Annotated in this window: 18 protein-coding genes; all 18 read right to left on the bottom strand. The window is 73.0% G+C overall.

What is annotated here, in order from left to right; all coding sequences use genetic code 11:
• Positions 1-741 carry an N-acetylmuramoyl-L-alanine amidase gene (locus tag IU369_RS06555; RefSeq protein WP_217923767.1) on the bottom strand — a complete coding sequence of 247 codons (741 nt, stop codon included), beginning with the start codon at positions 739-741 and terminating at the stop codon, positions 1-3.
• Complete coding sequence (locus tag IU369_RS06560; RefSeq protein WP_217923768.1) at positions 741-1,076, bottom strand: hypothetical protein; 336 nt, start codon at positions 1,074-1,076, stop codon at positions 741-743. The genes IU369_RS06555 and IU369_RS06560 overlap by 1 nt, the downstream gene beginning before the upstream one ends.
• Entirely contained in the window at positions 1,070-1,381 is a 312-nt protein-coding gene (locus IU369_RS06565; RefSeq protein ID WP_217923769.1) for a hypothetical protein, read from the bottom strand. Before IU369_RS06565 ends, IU369_RS06560 begins: the two co-directional genes overlap by 7 nt.
• A 73-nt stretch (positions 1,382-1,454) precedes the next feature.
• On the bottom strand, positions 1,455-1,706 hold the full coding sequence (locus IU369_RS06570; RefSeq protein WP_217923770.1) for a hypothetical protein: 252 nt from the start codon (positions 1,704-1,706) through the stop codon (positions 1,455-1,457).
• A 50-nt stretch (positions 1,707-1,756) separates the two neighbouring features.
• Positions 1,757-4,441 (bottom strand): hypothetical protein, encoded by a 2,685-nt coding sequence (locus tag IU369_RS06575; RefSeq protein WP_217923771.1) that lies wholly within the window; start codon positions 4,439-4,441, stop codon positions 1,757-1,759.
• Between the two features lie 15 nt (positions 4,442-4,456).
• On the bottom strand, positions 4,457-4,777 hold the full coding sequence (locus tag IU369_RS06580; RefSeq protein ID WP_217923772.1) for a hypothetical protein: 321 nt from the start codon (positions 4,775-4,777) through the stop codon (positions 4,457-4,459).
• Entirely contained in the window at positions 4,777-6,474 is a 1,698-nt protein-coding gene (locus IU369_RS06585; protein WP_217923773.1) for a hypothetical protein, read from the bottom strand. Before IU369_RS06585 ends, IU369_RS06580 begins: the two co-directional genes overlap by 1 nt.
• Before the next feature lie 3 nt (positions 6,475-6,477).
• The gene (locus IU369_RS06590) at positions 6,478-7,956 is read right to left on the bottom strand and encodes an Ig-like domain-containing protein (RefSeq protein ID WP_217923774.1); all 1,479 of its coding nucleotides are present in this window, start codon (positions 7,954-7,956) and stop codon (positions 6,478-6,480) included.
• Between the two features lie 8 nt (positions 7,957-7,964).
• A complete protein-coding gene (locus IU369_RS06595) occupies positions 7,965-9,503 on the bottom strand; it encodes a hypothetical protein (protein ID WP_217923775.1) in 1,539 nt (512 codons plus the stop codon).
• Positions 9,503-11,776 carry a hypothetical protein gene (locus IU369_RS06600; RefSeq protein WP_217923776.1) on the bottom strand — a complete coding sequence of 758 codons (2,274 nt, stop codon included), beginning with the start codon at positions 11,774-11,776 and terminating at the stop codon, positions 9,503-9,505. The genes IU369_RS06595 and IU369_RS06600 overlap by 1 nt, the downstream gene beginning before the upstream one ends.
• Positions 11,777-11,841: 65 nt before the next feature.
• Positions 11,842-12,201 (bottom strand): hypothetical protein, encoded by a 360-nt coding sequence (locus IU369_RS06605; RefSeq protein WP_217923777.1) that lies wholly within the window; start codon positions 12,199-12,201, stop codon positions 11,842-11,844.
• Complete coding sequence (locus IU369_RS06610; protein ID WP_217923778.1) at positions 12,202-12,594, bottom strand: HK97 gp10 family phage protein; 393 nt, start codon at positions 12,592-12,594, stop codon at positions 12,202-12,204.
• A gap of 3 nt (positions 12,595-12,597) precedes the next feature.
• Positions 12,598-13,587 carry a phage tail tube protein gene (locus IU369_RS06615; RefSeq protein ID WP_217923779.1) on the bottom strand — a complete coding sequence of 330 codons (990 nt, stop codon included), beginning with the start codon at positions 13,585-13,587 and terminating at the stop codon, positions 12,598-12,600.
• A 3-nt stretch (positions 13,588-13,590) separates the two neighbouring features.
• Entirely contained in the window at positions 13,591-13,800 is a 210-nt protein-coding gene (locus IU369_RS06620; RefSeq protein ID WP_217923780.1) for a hypothetical protein, read from the bottom strand.
• A 25-nt stretch (positions 13,801-13,825) separates the two neighbouring features.
• Positions 13,826-14,251, bottom strand: coding sequence for a peptidase associated/transthyretin-like domain-containing protein (locus tag IU369_RS06625; protein WP_217923781.1), 426 nt, complete (start codon positions 14,249-14,251; stop codon positions 13,826-13,828).
• Positions 14,251-15,159 carry a head-tail connector protein gene (locus tag IU369_RS06630; RefSeq protein WP_217923782.1) on the bottom strand — a complete coding sequence of 303 codons (909 nt, stop codon included), beginning with the start codon at positions 15,157-15,159 and terminating at the stop codon, positions 14,251-14,253. The genes IU369_RS06625 and IU369_RS06630 overlap by 1 nt, the downstream gene beginning before the upstream one ends.
• 117 nt (positions 15,160-15,276) lie before the next feature.
• Entirely contained in the window at positions 15,277-15,450 is a 174-nt protein-coding gene (locus IU369_RS06635; protein ID WP_217923783.1) for a hypothetical protein, read from the bottom strand.
• Positions 15,451-15,528: 78 nt separating this feature from the next.
• Positions 15,529-16,881: a phage major capsid protein gene (locus IU369_RS06640; RefSeq protein WP_217923784.1), complete on the bottom strand. Its 1,353-nt coding sequence runs from the start codon at positions 16,879-16,881 to the stop codon at positions 15,529-15,531.
• Positions 16,882-16,883: the final 2 nt, after the last annotated feature.

Consider the following 16,883-nt stretch of genomic DNA (forward strand, 5'->3'; position numbering starts at 1 on the left):
TCAGCCTCCGGTTCGTTTGAGGATCTCCCGCGCGACGGCGGGGAGCTTGTCGTGCTGGTCGAAGCGGCCGCCGCGCCACGTGAGCACGGTCCCGGGCTTCGCCGTCTTGCGGCGAGCGAGCCACCGGAGCGGTCCGAGCGCGGGCCCGTCGAAGCCGCCCGCCTCGGGCTTCGTCCACCCGCCGTAGGTCTTGCCGTTCGGGAGGGCGAGCCGCAGCGACCGGCCGTGGGGCCGGACCTTCGGCGCCGGAGGGGTGGGCGCGACGTTGAGGAACCTCCGGACTTGCTGGAGGTAGAAGTCGATCGGGAAGCCGGGGCCTGGGTCCCAGTGGTCGTTGCCGGGGAGCCCGGCGTGGGTGTGGTAGCCGCGGCTCGTGCCCTCCTGGAGGGGGATGCTGTAGACGCGGCACCAGCCGGCGTGGATCCGGGCGGCCTCGACGAGGCGCGGCTGGTGAGCCATCCACTCCTCCCGGGTCCACCTGGCGAAGCCGGCGATCTCCAGGCCGAGGCCGTTGGTGTTCGCGCCGCGGGCGTGCCAGGCGATCGCCATGTCGTCGACGCAGCGCCACACCTCGACATCGTCGACGACGACGTGAGCGGAGCCGCCGCTGCGGGGGTTCGCGAACCAGCGGGCCGCGCCCTCGGCGGTGCTCCCCTCGGTGCAGTGGATGACGACGAGCGTCGGCGGGGCAGGGCGGCGGCCGGACGTGTGCACGGCCGGGAGGGTGCGCCAGGTGTGCATCAACGTGCGTCTCCTCTGGGGATGATCGGGCCGCAGCTGCGGCCGATGTCGCGGGCGAGGGTGGTGGAGGCGTCGAGCAGGACGGTGAGCTGGCGGTAGCTCTCCTGGTCCGTCGAGACCTCCTCGGGGGTCCCAATCCGCTGCTCGAAGCGGGCGCGCGCCCCGTCGAAGTAGTCGACGATCTCGCCGTTCCATGTGGCGACGGCGCAGGCGACGTCGCGGGTGGTCTGCTCCTGGCCGCGGTCGCGGAGGGTGCCGAAGAGGAAGACGCCGGCGACGAGGGCGAGGGCGACGACGCCGGCGACGCGGAGGAGGCGGTCGAAGGTGGTCAGCACGGCGGCTCCTTCGTGTCGGCGACGCTGTCCTCGATGACGGCGCGCTGGTCCCGGAGCTCGGCGGCGCGGCCGGCGGGGAGGGTCAGGGTCCCGGCCGCCGCTTGGGCGAGTGCCGAGTCGATGCGGGTGAGCTCGTACCGCATGCCCCTGACGTTGCGGTCGGTGAGGTCGCGCAGCTGGGCGCAGACGGGCCCCTCGATGCGGCTGACGCGCTCCTGGGTCTGCCAGTAGAGGAGGGCGATCGTGGAGAGCGTCGCGATCGCCGCGACCCGCAGGAGACGGTCGATCCAGTGGTGGTCGCTCACAGGTCACCCCTCGCTCGCATGACGGCCAGCGCGATCTGCCCGAGGACCATGAGCCCCGTGAAGACGGCGATCCTCACTTCCCGTCGCCCCCAGCCTTCCCGGCGACGAACGGCACCCCCACGAGGAACGACACGAGCAGGAGGATGTTCGGGTCGGGTGGGCGTTCCCCGACCTGGGAGAGGACGTACTCGACCACCCCGAGCCCCAGCCCGACTCCCTGGCTGATCCGCTTCCAGAGGACGTCGTACGTGGGCAGGCGTCGGCGGCGGCCAGTTGCGCCGCCACCACCCGTCCCGTCCTCTGGCTCGTGCGAGGTCTCGGCCACCATTCACCGCTCGCCTCCTGCGCTCACCGCGCTCGTTGGGTGGACGGGGGTCACCGGAGCACCTCGACGAGGAGCTGGAACTCGATCGCCGTCGTGACGCCGCCGTTGTTGCGCATCCGGACGTAGAGGCGGTTGTCCGTCGCGCTCACCTGGGTCGCGTACGCCGTCACGTCGACCTCGAGGGGGACGGTGCTCCAGCCGCCGCCGACGGAGGAGGTGCGGTCGGTGCCGTTGATCTCCATCCCGAGCGCCTGGGCGAAGTTGTTGAGCACGACCCGGACGTAGGCGCGGACGACGTGGTCGCCGGGCAGGAGGGGGACGTACGAGTACAGGGTGTAGGCGCCGGCGACGGGGGCGGAGCTGACGTAGTCGCCGAGGAGCGTGACCTTCTGCCCCTGGTAGCTGCGGCCACGGCTGATCGCGGAGCGCAGGAGGCCGCGCACCGACCGCGCCGCAGACCGGGGCCGCTGGCGGAACGCGACGGAGGTCCCTGTTCGGCCGAGGGCGTTGAAGGTGCGGGTCACCTGGAGCAGCTGCCGGGGTGCGTCGTCCACGACGCCGACGTCGGGGACGTTGAGGCGGAGGCCGTCGCCGGGCTCCCACCGCATCGCCGACAGGGTCGCCGACAGCGGCCACGTGTCGGCGAGCTCCTTCTGGGCGAGTGGGGTACCCCGGACCTCCTCCCACGGCGTGCCGCGGAGGGCGAGCTCGGCGTTCATCCTCGCCTCGAGGAGCTGGACGAAGCCGATGTCGCCGGCGTCGACGACCCCCTCGAGGGCGAAGAGGGCGTCGTCGAGGTTCGCCAGGTCGGAGATCTCGGTGGTCACCTGGCTGCCGCGGCCGTCGGAGAGGCCGGCGCCCGACCCGATCAGCAGGAGCGTCTGGTCGGAGGCGTCGATCGTGACGCCGGGGGAGAGGACGGGGTCGGCGCGGTCGGTGTCGTCGACCTCGAGGACCTTGTCGGTGTCGCGGCCGACGCGGCGGCGGGGGACGAGGCGGCCGGGGAACTCTCCCGACTCGAGGCTCATGGGCGCGCACCGCAGCTGGTAGCCGAACTGGGTGGCGGCGGCCTGGACGACGTCGAAGTGGGACTGGCCCTGGATGCGGCCGTCGTAGCAGCCGAGGGGACTGAGGCTCGTCGCCGGCACCGTCCGCTTCACGCCGGAGGTGATCGCGGTGCCCCCCGGGTCGGTGTAGCTCGACGAGGGCGTGTACTGGAGGTTGATGGCGGGGGCGCCGGTGTCGATCCGGTACTCGAGGACGAGCGGGTACCAGCCCGACGCCGCCCCGACTGCCGAGTGGGTGAGGGTGCCGGTGAAGGTCCCGCCACCCGTCGAGAACCAGTTGTTGATGAGGGGTGCGGTGAACGCCGTCTTCCCGATCCAGAGGCGCGCGCGGCCGCCGACGGCGCCGAGGTCGAACGGCGTGGAGGCGCCGGCGCCGGCGTTGAGGTAGATCGCGCCGAACCACCGGACGGAGAAGTAGGTGGAGGCGGCGCCCGGCTGGAGGGGGAGGGCGAGGCCGCCGCCGGTGTTGATGACGGGGTCGAGGCGCTCCCCGTAGGAGGTCCGGTCGGGGGCGAGGATCCGCAGGGCGCGGACGTCGGTGCCGAGGCCCTGGTGGTCGGCGTCGTTGAAGTACCGGCCGCGGAGGCCCCCCGTCGGGTAGTCGCCGGGGAGGACCTGGTCGCCGACGTCGCTGCCGCGGGCGAGGAAGCCGCGCTGCTCGGTGACGTTGACGGAGTCCACGACCATGAGGTCGCCGGTGCCGGAGACGAGGCTGTTGAGGGCGACCGACAGGGTCCCCGTCATGCCCGAGGGGCACTCGAAGAACCCGATGAGCTGGCCGTTGACGAACCCGACGAGCCACCGGCCGCGGCGTTCGATCTGGAGGGTGAGGGGGAGGTTCCGGGCCGCCGCCGGGGCCTTCCCGATGTTGGCGGCGCTGCCGGTCGGGTCGTAGAAGGTCCAGAGGCCGTCGGCGATGTAGAGGAAAGCCCCGTTGGTGGAGCCCTGGATCCCGAAGAGGAGGTCGTCGCCGGGCGCGAACGTGCCGGCGGCGCGCACCACGGCGGTCGCCCGCCACGTGTCGCCGAGCGTCCCGAGGGACCGGGAGATCTGGGGGGCGCCGCCACCCGCGGTGGTGCGGATCGTCGCGGTGCCGTCGGCGACGGTGACGGTCGTGTTCGCGGCGACGGTCCAGCCGCTGAGGGCGACGCCGGGGAAGTCGTCGGCGACGACGGCGACGGGGACCCGGGTGTAGGCGGTCGCGACCTCCTGGGGCGCCGCCGTCCACGTCCGGTCCCGTTCGTAGGCGCGGCGCAGGAGCGACCACGCGTCGGTGCCGCTCACGGTGACGCTGCCGCGGTCGATCTCGATGCGCTGGATGGAGCCGACGAACTCGAGGACGTCGTCGTCGTAGATCTCGATGAACTCGAGGGCGAGGTCCGCGGAGAAGCGCTCCCGCCAGAGGCCCTTCGCGCCGGCGGCGTTCGGGAAGGTGAGGGTGAACTCCCCGGCGTCGCCGAGGCGGCCGGTGTAGGCGCCCTCGACGAGGTCCGCGCCGGTGGGGGCGCGGGAGAGAGGGAGCTCGGTGAACCCGTACGACCGGCCGAGGACTGTGGTCGTCGCGCCCTCGGAGGCGAACCGGCTCGTCGGGGCGATGTGGCGGAGGCGGGTGCCTGACCCGGCTGAGACCAGGCGGCGCCCTCCGGCGTTGCCGGTGCGGGATCCCACGGCGGTGGACATCGGCTACTCGCGCTCCAGGCGGCCGAGGACGAGGCGGCAGAGCGCGACGCTGACTCGGAGGACGAGCAGGAGGGCGGCGTCGCGCTGGGCGGCGGTGAAGGTCCCGCGGTCGATGTGGCTCTGCATCGCGTCGATCGCCTGGTCGGCGCGCGCCCGGATCGCGTCGCCGTTGACGTCTGCCTGGGAGCGTGGCCGCTCGGTGGCTCCGACCCACTCCGCCGCCGGGACGAGCCGCGATCCTGCGGGGAGGGTGATGGCCGCGACGCCGTCCCAGAGGACGACGCCCTCCGCGGAGCCGTCGACGACGAGGACGAAGCGGGCCATCACGAGGCCGTCGTGATGATCAGGGCGACCCCGGGGGCGCCGTCGCCGCCTTTGCCGCTGTTGCTTCCGTTCAGGGAGGCCCCGCCGCCGCCGCCCGCGGCACCGTAGTTCTGGCCGTTGCCGCCCGCGCCGGCGGCGCCCGCGACCGAGGCGCCGCCGCCACCGCCCCCGGCCCCGAGGGTGAACCCTGCGAAGGGCTCCGTGCCGTTCGTCGGGAGGGAGCCGACGCCGCCGGTGCCGCCGGTGTTGGCTCCCCCGGCCGGGGTGTTCTGGGAGCCCATCACGCGGTACCCGCCGACGCCGCCGGCGAACGCGGCCGGCGTCGCGCTGATGCTGCCCCCGCCGCCTCCCCCGGCGCCGGCGAACCCCGTCGCTGCACCCCCCGAGGAACCGTTTGCGCCGAGGGTGGTGTTGCCACCGTTCGCGCCGACCTGGGTGCCGCCGCCGCTGCCGCCGGGGGCGCCCATGTTCGATGTCGAGCCGCCGGCGCCCGAGCCGCCACCGAAGCCGTTCCGGAGGACGACGCCGTCCGCCATGATCGCCGCCGACGTCACGCCGCCGCCGGATCCGTTCGTGCCGTTCGCGTTGTCGCTCGTGATCGCCGCCCCCCCGGCACCGCCGGCGCCGATCGTCACGGCACCCGTCGCGAGTCGCGACGTCGGGATGGTGACGTCGCAGACCCCGGCCCCCGAACCGCCGGTGCCGCCGCTGTTCGCCACGCCCGACGCGCGCCGCGACCCTGAACCGCCGCCGCCGCCACCACCGAGGAGGATCACCCGGGTCTTCGCGGTCGGGACCGTCGCCGCCCACGCGGGCTTCGTCCACGTCCCGCTGGAGGTGAAGAGCTGGACGTCCTCGATCGCGGTGATCGGCCGCCACACGGCGGCCCCTGCGGTGTTGTCGAGGCAGATCCACTCGACCTGGGTCACCCGGTTCCAGACCTTCGAGCCGGGGAAGAAGCCGACGTAGAGGGGGTGCGCCCACCCCGTCATGTCGTAGGTGACGTCCCACGTCGCGTCGGGGTTGACGTCCGCGTAGTACCGGCTGGAGAGGCCGTACCAGGAGACGTACGCCTCGCTGACCACGTACCAGAGGGCGGCGCCGGGGGTGACGTCGTACGCCTGGTAGTGGATGAGGCTCTCGTCGTCGATCCAGACGTCGCCGACGACGTAGCCGTCGCCGCTGTCGTCGTTCTCGGTGGGGGTCCCGGTCCGGTGGTAGAGGCCGTGGACGCTGACGGCGCCAACGTGCGCGGCGAGCGCGCCGGCGGCCGTCGCCTCGGCTGCCGCCTGCGCGGCGTTCGCCTTCGCCTGGGCCCCGCTCGACGTCTCGAGGTTGGCGGTGCTTGCGATCCCGTGGACGCTTGTCGTGTCGGCCTCGTGCGCCGCGAGCTCGGCGTCGGTGGCGACGGTGGCGGCCAGCGCGGCGACCTTCGCCGCGGACCCGCTGACGGTCTCCAGGACGGACGTGTCGGCGATGCCGTGCACCGCGGTGGTGTCCGCCTCGTGGCTGGAGAGGGCGGCGGCGGCCGCTGCCGTGGCGGCGTTCGCCTTCGCCTGGGCGCCCGCTGCGGTCTCCAGGGCGGTGGTGTCCGCGATCCCGTGGACCGCGGAGGTGTCGGCGGCGTGGGCGGTGAGGTCGGCCTGGGTGATGTCCCCGCCGCCCCCGCCGCCCCCGCCCGGTGCCTGCGCCGGCATCGGTCAGTCCTCCAGCGCGGCCCGGGCGCGGGCGATCCGCCCGAGGGCGTCGTCTCGCGCGGCCTCCGCGGCGAGGCGCGCCATCACCGCCGCGTCGCGCTCCGCCTTGATCCCGGCGCACGGGTCGGAGGGGTCGGGGGGCGGTGGCGGGGTGGGGGTGTTCGCGACCGTGACGGCGCGCGTGATGGTGGTCTCGTTCCCGACGGCGTCACGGGCCGTCGCCGTGAGCGTGTACGGACCGTCCGGGACCCGGGTCGTGTCGAAGGGCGTCTCACCCCAGGGGGCGGAGAGCTCGCGGAAGAGCAGCTGGTCGACGCCGGCCCCCTTCAGCCGGAACTCGACCCACGCGACCCCCGCCGGATCCGCGGCGGTCACGGTGTAGAGGAGCGGCCCGGCGAGGACCGCGCCCTCAGCGGGACGGACCCACGCCATGACGGGACCCGATGTGTCCTGCGACGGCGGCGGCGCCGGGTCGGGACCCGGGTCGGGGGGAGGGGGGACGGCCCCGTCCACCAGCCAGACAGGGACCTTGTCGGCGGCGGGCGAGTCGGCGGGCACCCGGTAGTCCCCGATGCCGGTGTCCCGGTAGCGGGGATCGACGTCGAGGATCCGCGCCATCTGGACGTGCGGGGAGAGACCCCCCTCGAAGCGACCGCCCGGCTGGCCGCCGCGCCACACGATCGCGTCCTCGAGGCGGCACGGGACGGCCGGAGTGTTCCCGCCGTCCCACTGCGACTCGACGAGGAAGTTCCCGGCGCGCGTCGCGCGGGTGATGCAGAGGTGGTGGGCATAGATTCCGGTGGTGCCGGGGTCCGCGACCCCCGTCGAGGCGTCGTCCTGCGACGAGCAGACGAGCCCGGCGCCGCAGAGGTCCACGATGATCCGCTCGTACTCGGATCCGCGGGCGTCGGGGAAGGCGTGGAGCCCGAACATCGGACCGAGGCGGATGAGGCCGTTGCGGACCTTCGCGCCGCGGGTGAGCTTGTCGTAGACGCCCTGGTGCTTCACGTTGCCGGGGGTCCCGAACCGGACGATCTGGAAGGCGTCGAGGCTGAAGTCATGGGCGGGGCCGCGGCCACCGAAGGTGGTGGGGACGCCGATCGTCAGCGCGATCGACCCGACCCCCGCGGCGTTCCGGTTCGTGATCCACAGGTCGCGGATGTGGTTCTCGTTGCCGTCGATCATCACGGACCCCGATGCGGCGAGCGCCTTCGAGGAGTCCACGCCGACCCCGTCGACGTCGCATGACGCACCGATGGTGAGGCGCCCCTCGATCATCACCGGCAGGCCCCTGTCCGCGGACGGGAGGACCGACATGCCGTGCCGCCAGCCGCGGGCGCGGATCGTGACCTGGCTCGGCGTGACGAGCTGGGCGGTGCCGGCCGGGTAGCGGGCCGGGACGATCTCGATGTCGTCGCCCGGGCGGGCGTCCCCGAAGGCCTCGCGGACGCTGTCGCCGGGGTTGATGACGATCGGGGGCACGGGGGCTCCTATCTGCTGACGATGGTCTGGGGCGAGCGGGCGTCGTAGAGGACCTGCTTGCCGAGGTCCCGTGCCCCGTCGAGCTGGCCGTTGACGGAGTCGTAGGCGTCGGTGCCGCTCGCGGCGTTCATGCCGAGGTGCGCGGAGACGTAGCCGGTGCCGGCGGCGGCGCGGATCGAGATCCCGTTGCGCGCCGATCCGTAGGCGCTCGAGCTGTTCTCGACGCGGCCAGCGGCGGCGGACTGGAGGGCGGCGAGGGCGATCGCGTTGACGCCGGTGCGGCGCATCACGATCCAGTTCTCGCCGGTGAACGACGCCGCGCCGACGGCGCCGGCGGCGAAGGACGGGACGCCGGTGACGGTCTGGAGGGAGGCGTCGAACTTGTTCGCGGTCTCGGTGCCGGCGGGGGCGCCCTGGCGGAAGACGTGGACACCGGCGCCGGCGGGTGTGCCGGCGGCGACGGGCCCCGGGTACACCTCGAAGCGCGGGCCCGTCCAGCCGGTCTGGAGGGTGATGTAGACCTCCTCGCGGCTGTAGACGTCGGAGGCGAGGCGCATCACCGCCCGGACGACGGCGCGGTCGGCGGTCCACTCCACGACGTTCGCGGAGACGAGGGTGTCGCAGTAGGCGGTCGACGCGCCGACCCGCTCGACGAGGACCTTCCCCTGCTCCGCCCACGCGGCGCCGGTCCACCGGTCGATCGCGAAGCCGTCGGTGTTCGCGGCGTCGAAGCGGACGCGGCAGATCCCGTTGTCGAGGACGGGGACGTCGGCGCCGGCGCGCCAGTCGGCGGCGGGGTCGCACGGCCAGTCGGGGCCGTAGGCCTCCTCCCACTGGCTCGCGGGCCCCGACGTCGGGCCGGTGAGGGTGCCGCGGCGGTCGTAGACGACAACGTCGCCGAGGTTGCGGTTGGCGGCGGCCTGCTCGAAGTGGATGACGGCGAGGTCGGCGGGGGAGACGACCCCGACGATCGACGCCCCCCCGTACCCGGTCCGGGCGGTCGTCAGCGCCAGCGTCGAGAACGACGAGACGAGGGCGTCGGTGATGGTGCTCGGGAGCCACACGACGGCGGACGGCGTCATCCCGCTGAAGTTCGTCGAGTAGATCCGGCGGAGCTGGTCGCGGGCCTCCGTCGCGACCCGGCGGTCGCGGAGGTAGGCGACGACGGCCCGGCGGTGTGTGCGGGGCCGTCCGACGAGGGCGAGGTCGATGGTGCCGAGCTTCCAGACGGCGGTGTCGAGGGCGACGCCCTCGAGGTCGAAGGTCGTCGCCCCTGGGACGTACCAGCCGTCGTGCTCGGGGTCGTCGGGCCACGAGAGGTAGACCGCGCGGTCGCGGGCGGGGAGGTTGTTGAGGAGGGACCGCAGCTGCCGGCGGATCCGCTCGCGCTCGGCGCTGGTGTCCGCCCACGTGGTGAGGGCGAGGGAGGAGGAGAGGCCCGACCGGGCGCCGGCGACGGGGGTCGCGCCGACGCGGGCGACGGCTTCACCGACGCCCTCGGCGAGGCTGTCGGGGGCGTCGAAGACGATGCGGCCGAGGGTCAGCATCAGATCCCGGTCTCCATCCCGACGAAGCGGTCGGAGGAGGAGGCGGTCAGCGACCGGAGGACCTCGAGCTGGCCGCGGTAGCCGAAGGCGACGGAGCCGCCGAACGACTGCTTAGTCGCCTCGGTGTTCTCCTTCAGCGCCTCGGTGTTCGCGTTCTGCGACTCGATCTGCTCACGGGCCGACCGGGCGGATGCGACGGCGCGGGCGGCGTCGGCGATGCGGCGGGGGTCGCCCGAGGCGCGCGCGGCGTCGAGCTCTGCCTGCGCGACGGCCTCGACGCCACGCGCCGCGGCCAGGTCGTCGTCGAGCCCTGGCGTCAGGGCGGCCTCCGCGACCGCGGCGTCGGCGAAGTCTCCGGTGGTGGGGCCGGCGTCGGCGGACGCGCTGCCGCCCTCGGTCCCCCGGTCGATCGCCGCCTGCTCCTCCCCGAGCTCAGCGGCCTCGACGACCAGGTCAGCGTCCTCAGCGACGAGGGACTCGATCTCGTCCTGGATGTTGCTGATGGCCTGGGTCAGCGCGGCGCGCTGGTCGAGCGCCTTCTGTCGGCCGCCGCCTTTGTTCGGGACCTTGATCTTCGCTCGGCGGCGGCGCGCGTTGTTCATCGCCGTGACGAGCAGCCCGTGACGGCCGCGCATCTTCGAGCGCAGGGTCGCGATCGTCGAGAGCCGCGACGCGATCGCGGCCTTCTCCCCGGCGTCTCGGATCTGGTCGGGCGTGAAGCCGGCGCCGCGCGCCGCGCCCTCGGCCGCCCGCCGGGCGTTGCTCTCCGCCCTCCCGCCTGCCGCCCTGCTGCGGTCGAGGTCCAGTGGCGATCCGGCCGCCGCGCGCCGGAGGCCCCCGGTCAGGGGCCCGCTGGTCGCGTTCTCCGCGATGTTGGGCAGCAGCCCACCGAGGTTGGGCACCAGGCTGCTCGCGCTTGGGATCAGCCCGCGGATCCGGGAGCCGATATCGCCGAGGCCCGAGACGATGCCGGACGCGATCGCGCGACCGATGGACTCCCCGGCCGCCAGAGCCGCACCCGCAAGCGACGAGACCGCGCTGACGACCGCGGTCGTGAGCCGTCCCGCGAGTCCCTTCACGCCGCTGATGATCCCAGACGCGATTGCCTTCCCCGCCGCGATCGCGAGCCGGAGGGCGATCGGCGCGAGGGTGCGGATGATGTCCACGATGTCCGCGATGACGTTCCGCACGATCGCCGTGAGCGACCGCCAGGCCGCGCCCCAGTCGCCGCGGATGACGGCCAGCACCAGCTCGATGGCCTCCCGGATGTTCGCCATGGCGCGCTGGACGACCCGGATGCCGAGGGCGAAGACCGTCTTGATGTCGTCGCCGAAGCGGTTCCAGAACGCCCGGGCGCCGGCGACGACCGCACGGATGGTGGGCAGGACGTTCGAGTCGAACCAAGCCATCGCGCGCGCGGCCGCGGCGCGGGCGCCGTCGAAGGCGCGTTGGGCGACGTCGCGGATCTGTGGCCAGTTGCGCTTGAAGGACTCGACGACGTTCATGACCTGCGGCAAGAGCCGCGCCGCCAGCCCCTCGGCGGCGTCCTCGGCGCCGCGCTGAAACTGCTGCAGCGCCTCGGTCGCCTCCCCTTCTGAGCGGGCCGCTCCACCGAATTGGGTCTCGAGCTCGGCGAGGATCAGCTTCTGGGCGCCGAGAATGTCGCCCGACTCCTGCATCGTGCGGATCTGGTCCTTCTGCTCCTGCGTGAAGGACACGCCCGCCCGGGTGAGAGCCGTGACGCCCTTGATCGGGTCGTTCAGCGCCTTGCCGACCTGAATCGACGCCGCCGACATGTCGGTCCCGAGGGCGACCGACAGGTCGTTGGCGGCCTCCACCCCGCGGTTGAAGATGTCGTTGTTCTTTCCGGCCTCGTTCCTGACCTTGGTGAACGTGAGGAGGAGGTTCGCGCCGGACTGGATCGCGTCGTCGGCGGTGCCGGTCTGCGACTGCAGGGATGAGGCAAGGTCCTCGACGTCCTTCGCCGTGACGTTGGCGACGCCGCCGGTGGTCTCGAGGACGTTGGCCGTCCGCGCGCTCGCCTTCTCCTGGGCGAGCAGTTCGCGGGTGCCGAAGGCGAGGCCCGTCGCGAGCCCCCCCACGCCGACGGCGGCGCCCGTCGCGAGGGCCCGGGCGCCGAAGAGGGCGAGCCCGCGGCCGGCGCGGCCGACGCGGCTGTCCATCTGACCGGCGTCGCGGGACACCTGCCCGAAGGTGCGCTGCAGCGACCTCGCGTCGCCGGTGATGACGACTTCGAGTCGTCGGGTGCTCACGTCCTAGCCCTCCGCCTGTGACGCTTGGGAGACGGCGTGGGCCATCAAATCGAGCTCACGGCGCGTCAGGAGCTCGAGGTCCCAGGGCCGGAGCCCGAAGACCTGGCCGTGGTACGGCCGCCACTCTTGCCGGACTTGCTCGCGCGCTTGCGCGAGCCGCTGGTAGGAGGGACCGCGGCCGCCTTCGCGTCCTCGGAGAGCGCGTCGAGCGTGATGGACGTGACGTCGTCGAGGGAGAGGTCCGGCTCCTCGTGGCGGCGGATGAGCCACACCAGCCAGCACACCGCCTTCATCGACTCGAAGTCGATGCGGACGAAGGCCTCGCCCCACTCCTCCTCCATCGCGATCATGTCGGCCGCCGTCAGCTGCGACTGGCGGTAGTCCACTCCGCCCCAGCGAACCGTCAGCTCGTTGTCGATGGGCACTCAGCCCTCCCAGATCCGCGCGACGTCGCCGAGCGCGTCGTCCAGCCGCTCCACGACGTCGCGTCGCTTGGCTTCGAGCGCCGGGCCGATGAACGCCCGGCGCCCCCCGTTCTCGAACTCCAGCCGCCGCGGGTAGGGGTAGCCGCCCGGGTACCGGGCCGACACCCGGCGGGCGTTGGCGCGCACGCCCGCGCGGTTGCCGCTCGTGAAGCTGCGGATGCTGGTCCTCGTCCGGCCGGATCGGACCGGCGCCCGCCGCCGCGCCTCGCCCGCCACGAGCTCGGCCGCCTCTTTGAGCGCAACCCGGACGCCCTGAAGGAGCGCAGGGTCGATCCGCTTCAGGTCGCGCCGGAAGGCCGCGAGGCCCTCGATGCTGATCGCGGTGGTCGCCACCGGCTACGAGGCGACGTCCGTCGTGAAGTAGTCGAGGGTCAGCTCCTCGTTGGTGCCGTCGTCGAGGACCTCGAAGGGCGCCGAGACGGTGAGAACGTCGGGGCCCTGGATGACGGGGATCTCACCGTCGAACCTCGCCTTCGGGATGATGACGTCGAGGCCGTAGTAGTTCGGAGCCGCGTCGATCTGGGATCCGCGGATAACCGCGCCGATCGGCACCTCGGCGCCCGGGGCGGCGTTGAGGAAGAAGTTGACCTGGGTCATCGACTCGAACTCGAAGGTCAGGGTCCCCGTCACCGCGCGGCGGGCGGCGATCACGGGGCGCTTCTTCAGCGCGCTGTTCTGCACGAAGAAGCGGTCGGTCTTCATCCCGTGGTCGACCGACAGCGTCATGCCCGTCGGGGTGACTCCGCCGGCGTTCACGGTGACCGCGGTCTGCTGGTAGGAGAAGAGCTCGTCCGCGGCCGGGTAGGCGGCCACGGCGAGCGCCTGGGCGGTGACCATGTCCTGGGCGTCGAAGGTCGGCGTGAACATCACGAGGCCGTCCACGTCGACGCCGAGCTCCCAACCGGTGACGACGCACCCGAGGAACGTGAATGGGTTCGTCGTCGCCCCGATGTCGGGGGCGCCCTTCTGGATCGTCAGGGACAGGTCGTCGAGGTCGCCGAAGACGTGGCGGTGCCGGCGCTGCAGCGTCGCGCCGCCCGGGGTGGTGATCGTCACGGCGCCCATCGCGTGCTTCAGCAGGAGGCCGAAGCCCTTCGACGCGAGCTCGAAGGTGACGGGGCCGCCGCCGCCCTTCTTGTTCACTGCCCACCGCGACGTCCGCTGGATGTTGGAGCCGCGGCGGATGCCGGCGCTCTGGATGGTCTCCCGGTTGAAGACGAGCCCCTCGGTGTTGAACTCGAGGAAGCGCGTCGGCACGACGAACGTGCCGTAGGTCGTCTCGGCGACGAAGCCGAGCTGACCCCCGATGCCGGATCGGTGGCCCATGGCCTAGTCCTCCTTCTTGTCGTCGGACTTGGCCGCGGGCTTCGCCTCGGTCCAGGTGTCCTGGTCGAGGAGGCTGCGGCCGAGGGCGGCGGCCTCCTTCGCCGTCATGTGGTCGGAGAGGTCGATGTCGTGGCCCTTCGCCACCTCGACGTGGCCGCCGTTGGGCAGGGGGAGAGAGACCCGGTCCACCGGGCCCGAGTAGTGCAGTCGCATCAGGGGGCCTCCTAGGCTCCGGTTCTCAGATCCGGGTCTCGCAGTTGACGTGCACGGTGACCTCGGCCCAGCGCTCGCCGCCGGCGACGCCCTCGGTGAGGTCGGTCTTCTCGACCCGCGCCCAGATGAGCCCGGGGAGACCGAGGGTCTCGTCGGCGCGCAGGAGGTCCTCGATGGCGCCAGCGAGCTCGTAGGCACGGTCGGCGATCGCCCGGGCGTCGTCGACGTCGGGTCGGACGATCGAGACGACGATCTCGACGCGGAAGGTCTCCTTGCGCCGGCTGCGGCCGATGGCCGCCGCGGCCTGCGTCCCCGTGACGTCGCCGACGAAGACCCACTCGCGGTCCTTGTCCCCGCGGGGACTGCCCCACGTCACCTGGATCCCGGGCAGCGCGGCGGCGGTCGCGTCGACGAGGGCGCCCTTCACCGCGGGGACGAGGCTCTGGGCCATCAGGCGACCACCGGCCACCGGTAGGGGGCGAGGAGCTGCCTCGCGGCCATCGGGAGCATCCAGCCGCCCTCGGGGGTGGACTGGATGACGCGGCCCTCCTCGAAGCCGTAGCCGGCGGCCGCGGCCGGCGCGCTGCGCATCCAGGACCGGACCGTGATGACGCAGGCCTGCTCGACGTCCGGGGGCACAGCGGGCCAGCCCCAGAGACCCGTGACGCGCACGATCTCGTCCCCCGTGAGGGACGGCTGCACCGTCGAGGCGAAGCGCAGGGTCGTGATCGGGTCGACGCCCGGTCTGCGACCGACCGGGAGTGCGATGAGCTCGGCGGGGAGGGTGAGGGTCTGGAGGTCCAGCCCGTCGGCATCGAGCAGCACGGCCGCGGTCGGCATCTCGCGCATGGCGCCGACCTCGAGCTCCAGGCGGCCACGGGTCGACCATGGTGCGAAGGCGACGTCGCGGGTCTCTGGGTCGTCGGGACCGCGGAACTCGGTCCGGGTGTACCGCTCGATGGCGGCGGACGCCGGCGGGATGAGCTTCTCGATGAGGTCGTCCGACGTCGTCGAGGTCGCCTCCATCTGCGCCTTCACCCTGGCGAGGGTCGTGAGTCCCGGACCTGCCGGCGCGATCGACGGCGGGGTGGAGGTGACGACCAGGTCCTCGGTCGTCCACGTGGCGGGGGAGACGACGCCGGTGTCCCATCCCACCGAGTACTGCCCCGCGACGGCGGGGGCGGTGAGCGTCGCGACGTAGCTCCCCGATCCTGCGACGAGCTCCGTCACCCCTGTCGTGCTGGGGCCCGAGATTGTCGCGCCGGCGTTGTCGAGGATCCGCGCGCGCACCGTCGTGAGGCCCGCGGCGTAGCCGTTGACGACGGCCTCGAACGTGGACCCCGGTCGGGCGTAGATCATGAGGCTGCCCCGCTTAACCCACGGGCGTGCACCCGTTCGGTGAAGTCAGACATGGTGGTCTCTCCGAGCGATGCCCCGGGCCGCCCGCGAGGGACGGCCCGGACGGTCATCGGTCGGTCAGCTTCCCTGCTCGACGTTGAACGGCTTCGGCTCGCCCGGCGCGACGGACTTCACGTTCGACGTCTTGCTCTCGGCGAGCTTGCGCCACGTCTTCACGTCGTCGTCGTCCAGCGCCAGGTAGGCGGTGGTGCCGTCGTCGTAGGTGATCTTGTGGGACTTGGTGTCGGCCACGAGGGCTCCCTTCGGTCAGTCGCACGTGCGGGGCGCCGGGTCGTCCGGCGCCCGCAGCGGCGGGGTGGGTTGGGGCGGCTACGCGGCCGACGTGACGGTCGAGAAGCCCTGCGGGCGGAAGACCGCCATCCCGAGGCGCTCCTCGGCCCGGAGCATCACCTTGTTCTCGGCGAAGAAGGTGCTGTGCGAGTCGCTCACGGCGAGCTCGATGCCGGACCGGCGGATGACCATCGCCGCCGTCCCGAACGCCCCGACGAGGACCGGCTTGTTCGCCGCGGCGACCGCCGGCATGTTCTCGTTGAGGACGCCGCGGAGGCCCCACAGGCGGACCTCGCCCTGCTCGGCGGGCGGGCCGAGGAGGTACTGGCGGTTGGCGTCCTTCGCGAGCCGCATGATCTCCCACGTCGCGGCGCGCAGCACGAACGAGTCCGGCGCGAGGAACGACTCCCGGACGCGCATCGCCGCCTTGAAGACGCCGTCGATCAGCGCCTGGTCCGGGTTGGCGCCGGCGAGCGAGTAGGACGTCGCCGTGTTGATCCCCGACCGGCGGAGCAGGCCGATGATCTGCGGGGGCGTCGCGCCGCCGTTGCCGTCGAGAAGCTGGCGGTCCTCCTCCATCCGGACGAACAGGCCGAGGCGCGCGTTGATGTAGGACCTCAGGAACGCCTCGTCCTCGAGCGACTCGTCGGTGAGGGGGAGCAGGACGGCGATCTTGCGGATCGGCTCGTCCACCGCCGTGAACGACAGCTCGGCCTCGGGCTTCGTGCCGCCCTCGGCGACCGTGGCGGCGCCCCTCGAGGTGACGGTCTCCTTCGGGTAGCGGACCGTCGCGGCGCCCGTCGTGCCCTGAGGCATGAGCGGCGCGATGTTGTTCGGCTGGTACAGCGTCTCGACCGGCCCCGGCCGCCAGTCCGCCTGCGACGGGAAGTCCGCCGAGTCGAACAGCGCGGCGCCCGGCTCGCCGACGCCGCGGTAGCCCTTCCAGAGGGACGCGAGCGGCACCGAGGACGCGATGCCCTTCGTGCCCTCCGCGCGGAACGACTGCCACGCGTCCGAGGCGAGGAACCGCCCGCCGATGTCCGACGGCTGGCCGTCGGCGCCGACGCCGGCGGCGTCGTCGCCGGGCCCGCTGTCGATCGGGAACGGCTTCACGTCCTGCCCGCGGGAGCGGAGGTCGTGGGCGCGGCGCTCCGCCGCCTCCAGCATCGCGTCCGCACCGGCGAGGGACTTCACCTCGTCGATGCGGGCGCCGAGCATGTTCGTGTCGGCCATGAGGTTGCGCACCTCGTCGGCCTCGGCGCCCTTGACGTTCACCAGCGACCCGCCGGCGCCGTCCCGGATGCTCCGGACGCGGTCCAGGCGCTCGCCGTACGCGCTCTCGAGCCGGTCGCGTGACCAGCCCGCGATGTCCTCAGCGACCAGCTGCGGCATCT

It is taken from the genome of Miltoncostaea oceani (genome assembly GCF_018141545.1).
Classification (GTDB): domain Bacteria; phylum Actinomycetota; class Thermoleophilia; order Miltoncostaeales; family Miltoncostaeaceae; genus Miltoncostaea; species Miltoncostaea oceani.

Coding starts and splice junctions, on each gene's coding strand:
- IU369_RS06555 (WP_217923767.1), bottom strand. CDS start 741: ATGCACACCTGGCGCACCCTCCCGGCCGTGCACACGTCCGGCCGCCGC.
- IU369_RS06580 (WP_217923772.1), bottom strand. CDS start 4,777: ATGGCCCGCTTCGTCCTCGTCGTCGACGGCTCCGCGGAGGGCGTCGTC.
- IU369_RS06585 (WP_217923773.1), bottom strand. CDS start 6,474: ATGCCGGCGCAGGCACCGGGCGGGGGCGGCGGGGGCGGCGGGGACATC.
- IU369_RS06595 (WP_217923775.1), bottom strand. CDS start 9,503: ATGCTGACCCTCGGCCGCATCGTCTTCGACGCCCCCGACAGCCTCGCC.
- IU369_RS06615 (WP_217923779.1), bottom strand. CDS start 13,587: ATGGGCCACCGATCCGGCATCGGGGGTCAGCTCGGCTTCGTCGCCGAG.
- IU369_RS06620 (WP_217923780.1), bottom strand. CDS start 13,800: ATGCGACTGCACTACTCGGGCCCGGTGGACCGGGTCTCTCTCCCCCTG.
- IU369_RS06625 (WP_217923781.1), bottom strand. CDS start 14,251: ATGGCCCAGAGCCTCGTCCCCGCGGTGAAGGGCGCCCTCGTCGACGCG.
- IU369_RS06630 (WP_217923782.1), bottom strand. CDS start 15,159: ATGATCTACGCCCGACCGGGGTCCACGTTCGAGGCCGTCGTCAACGGC.
- IU369_RS06640 (WP_217923784.1), bottom strand. CDS start 16,881: ATGCCGCAGCTGGTCGCTGAGGACATCGCGGGCTGGTCACGCGACCGG.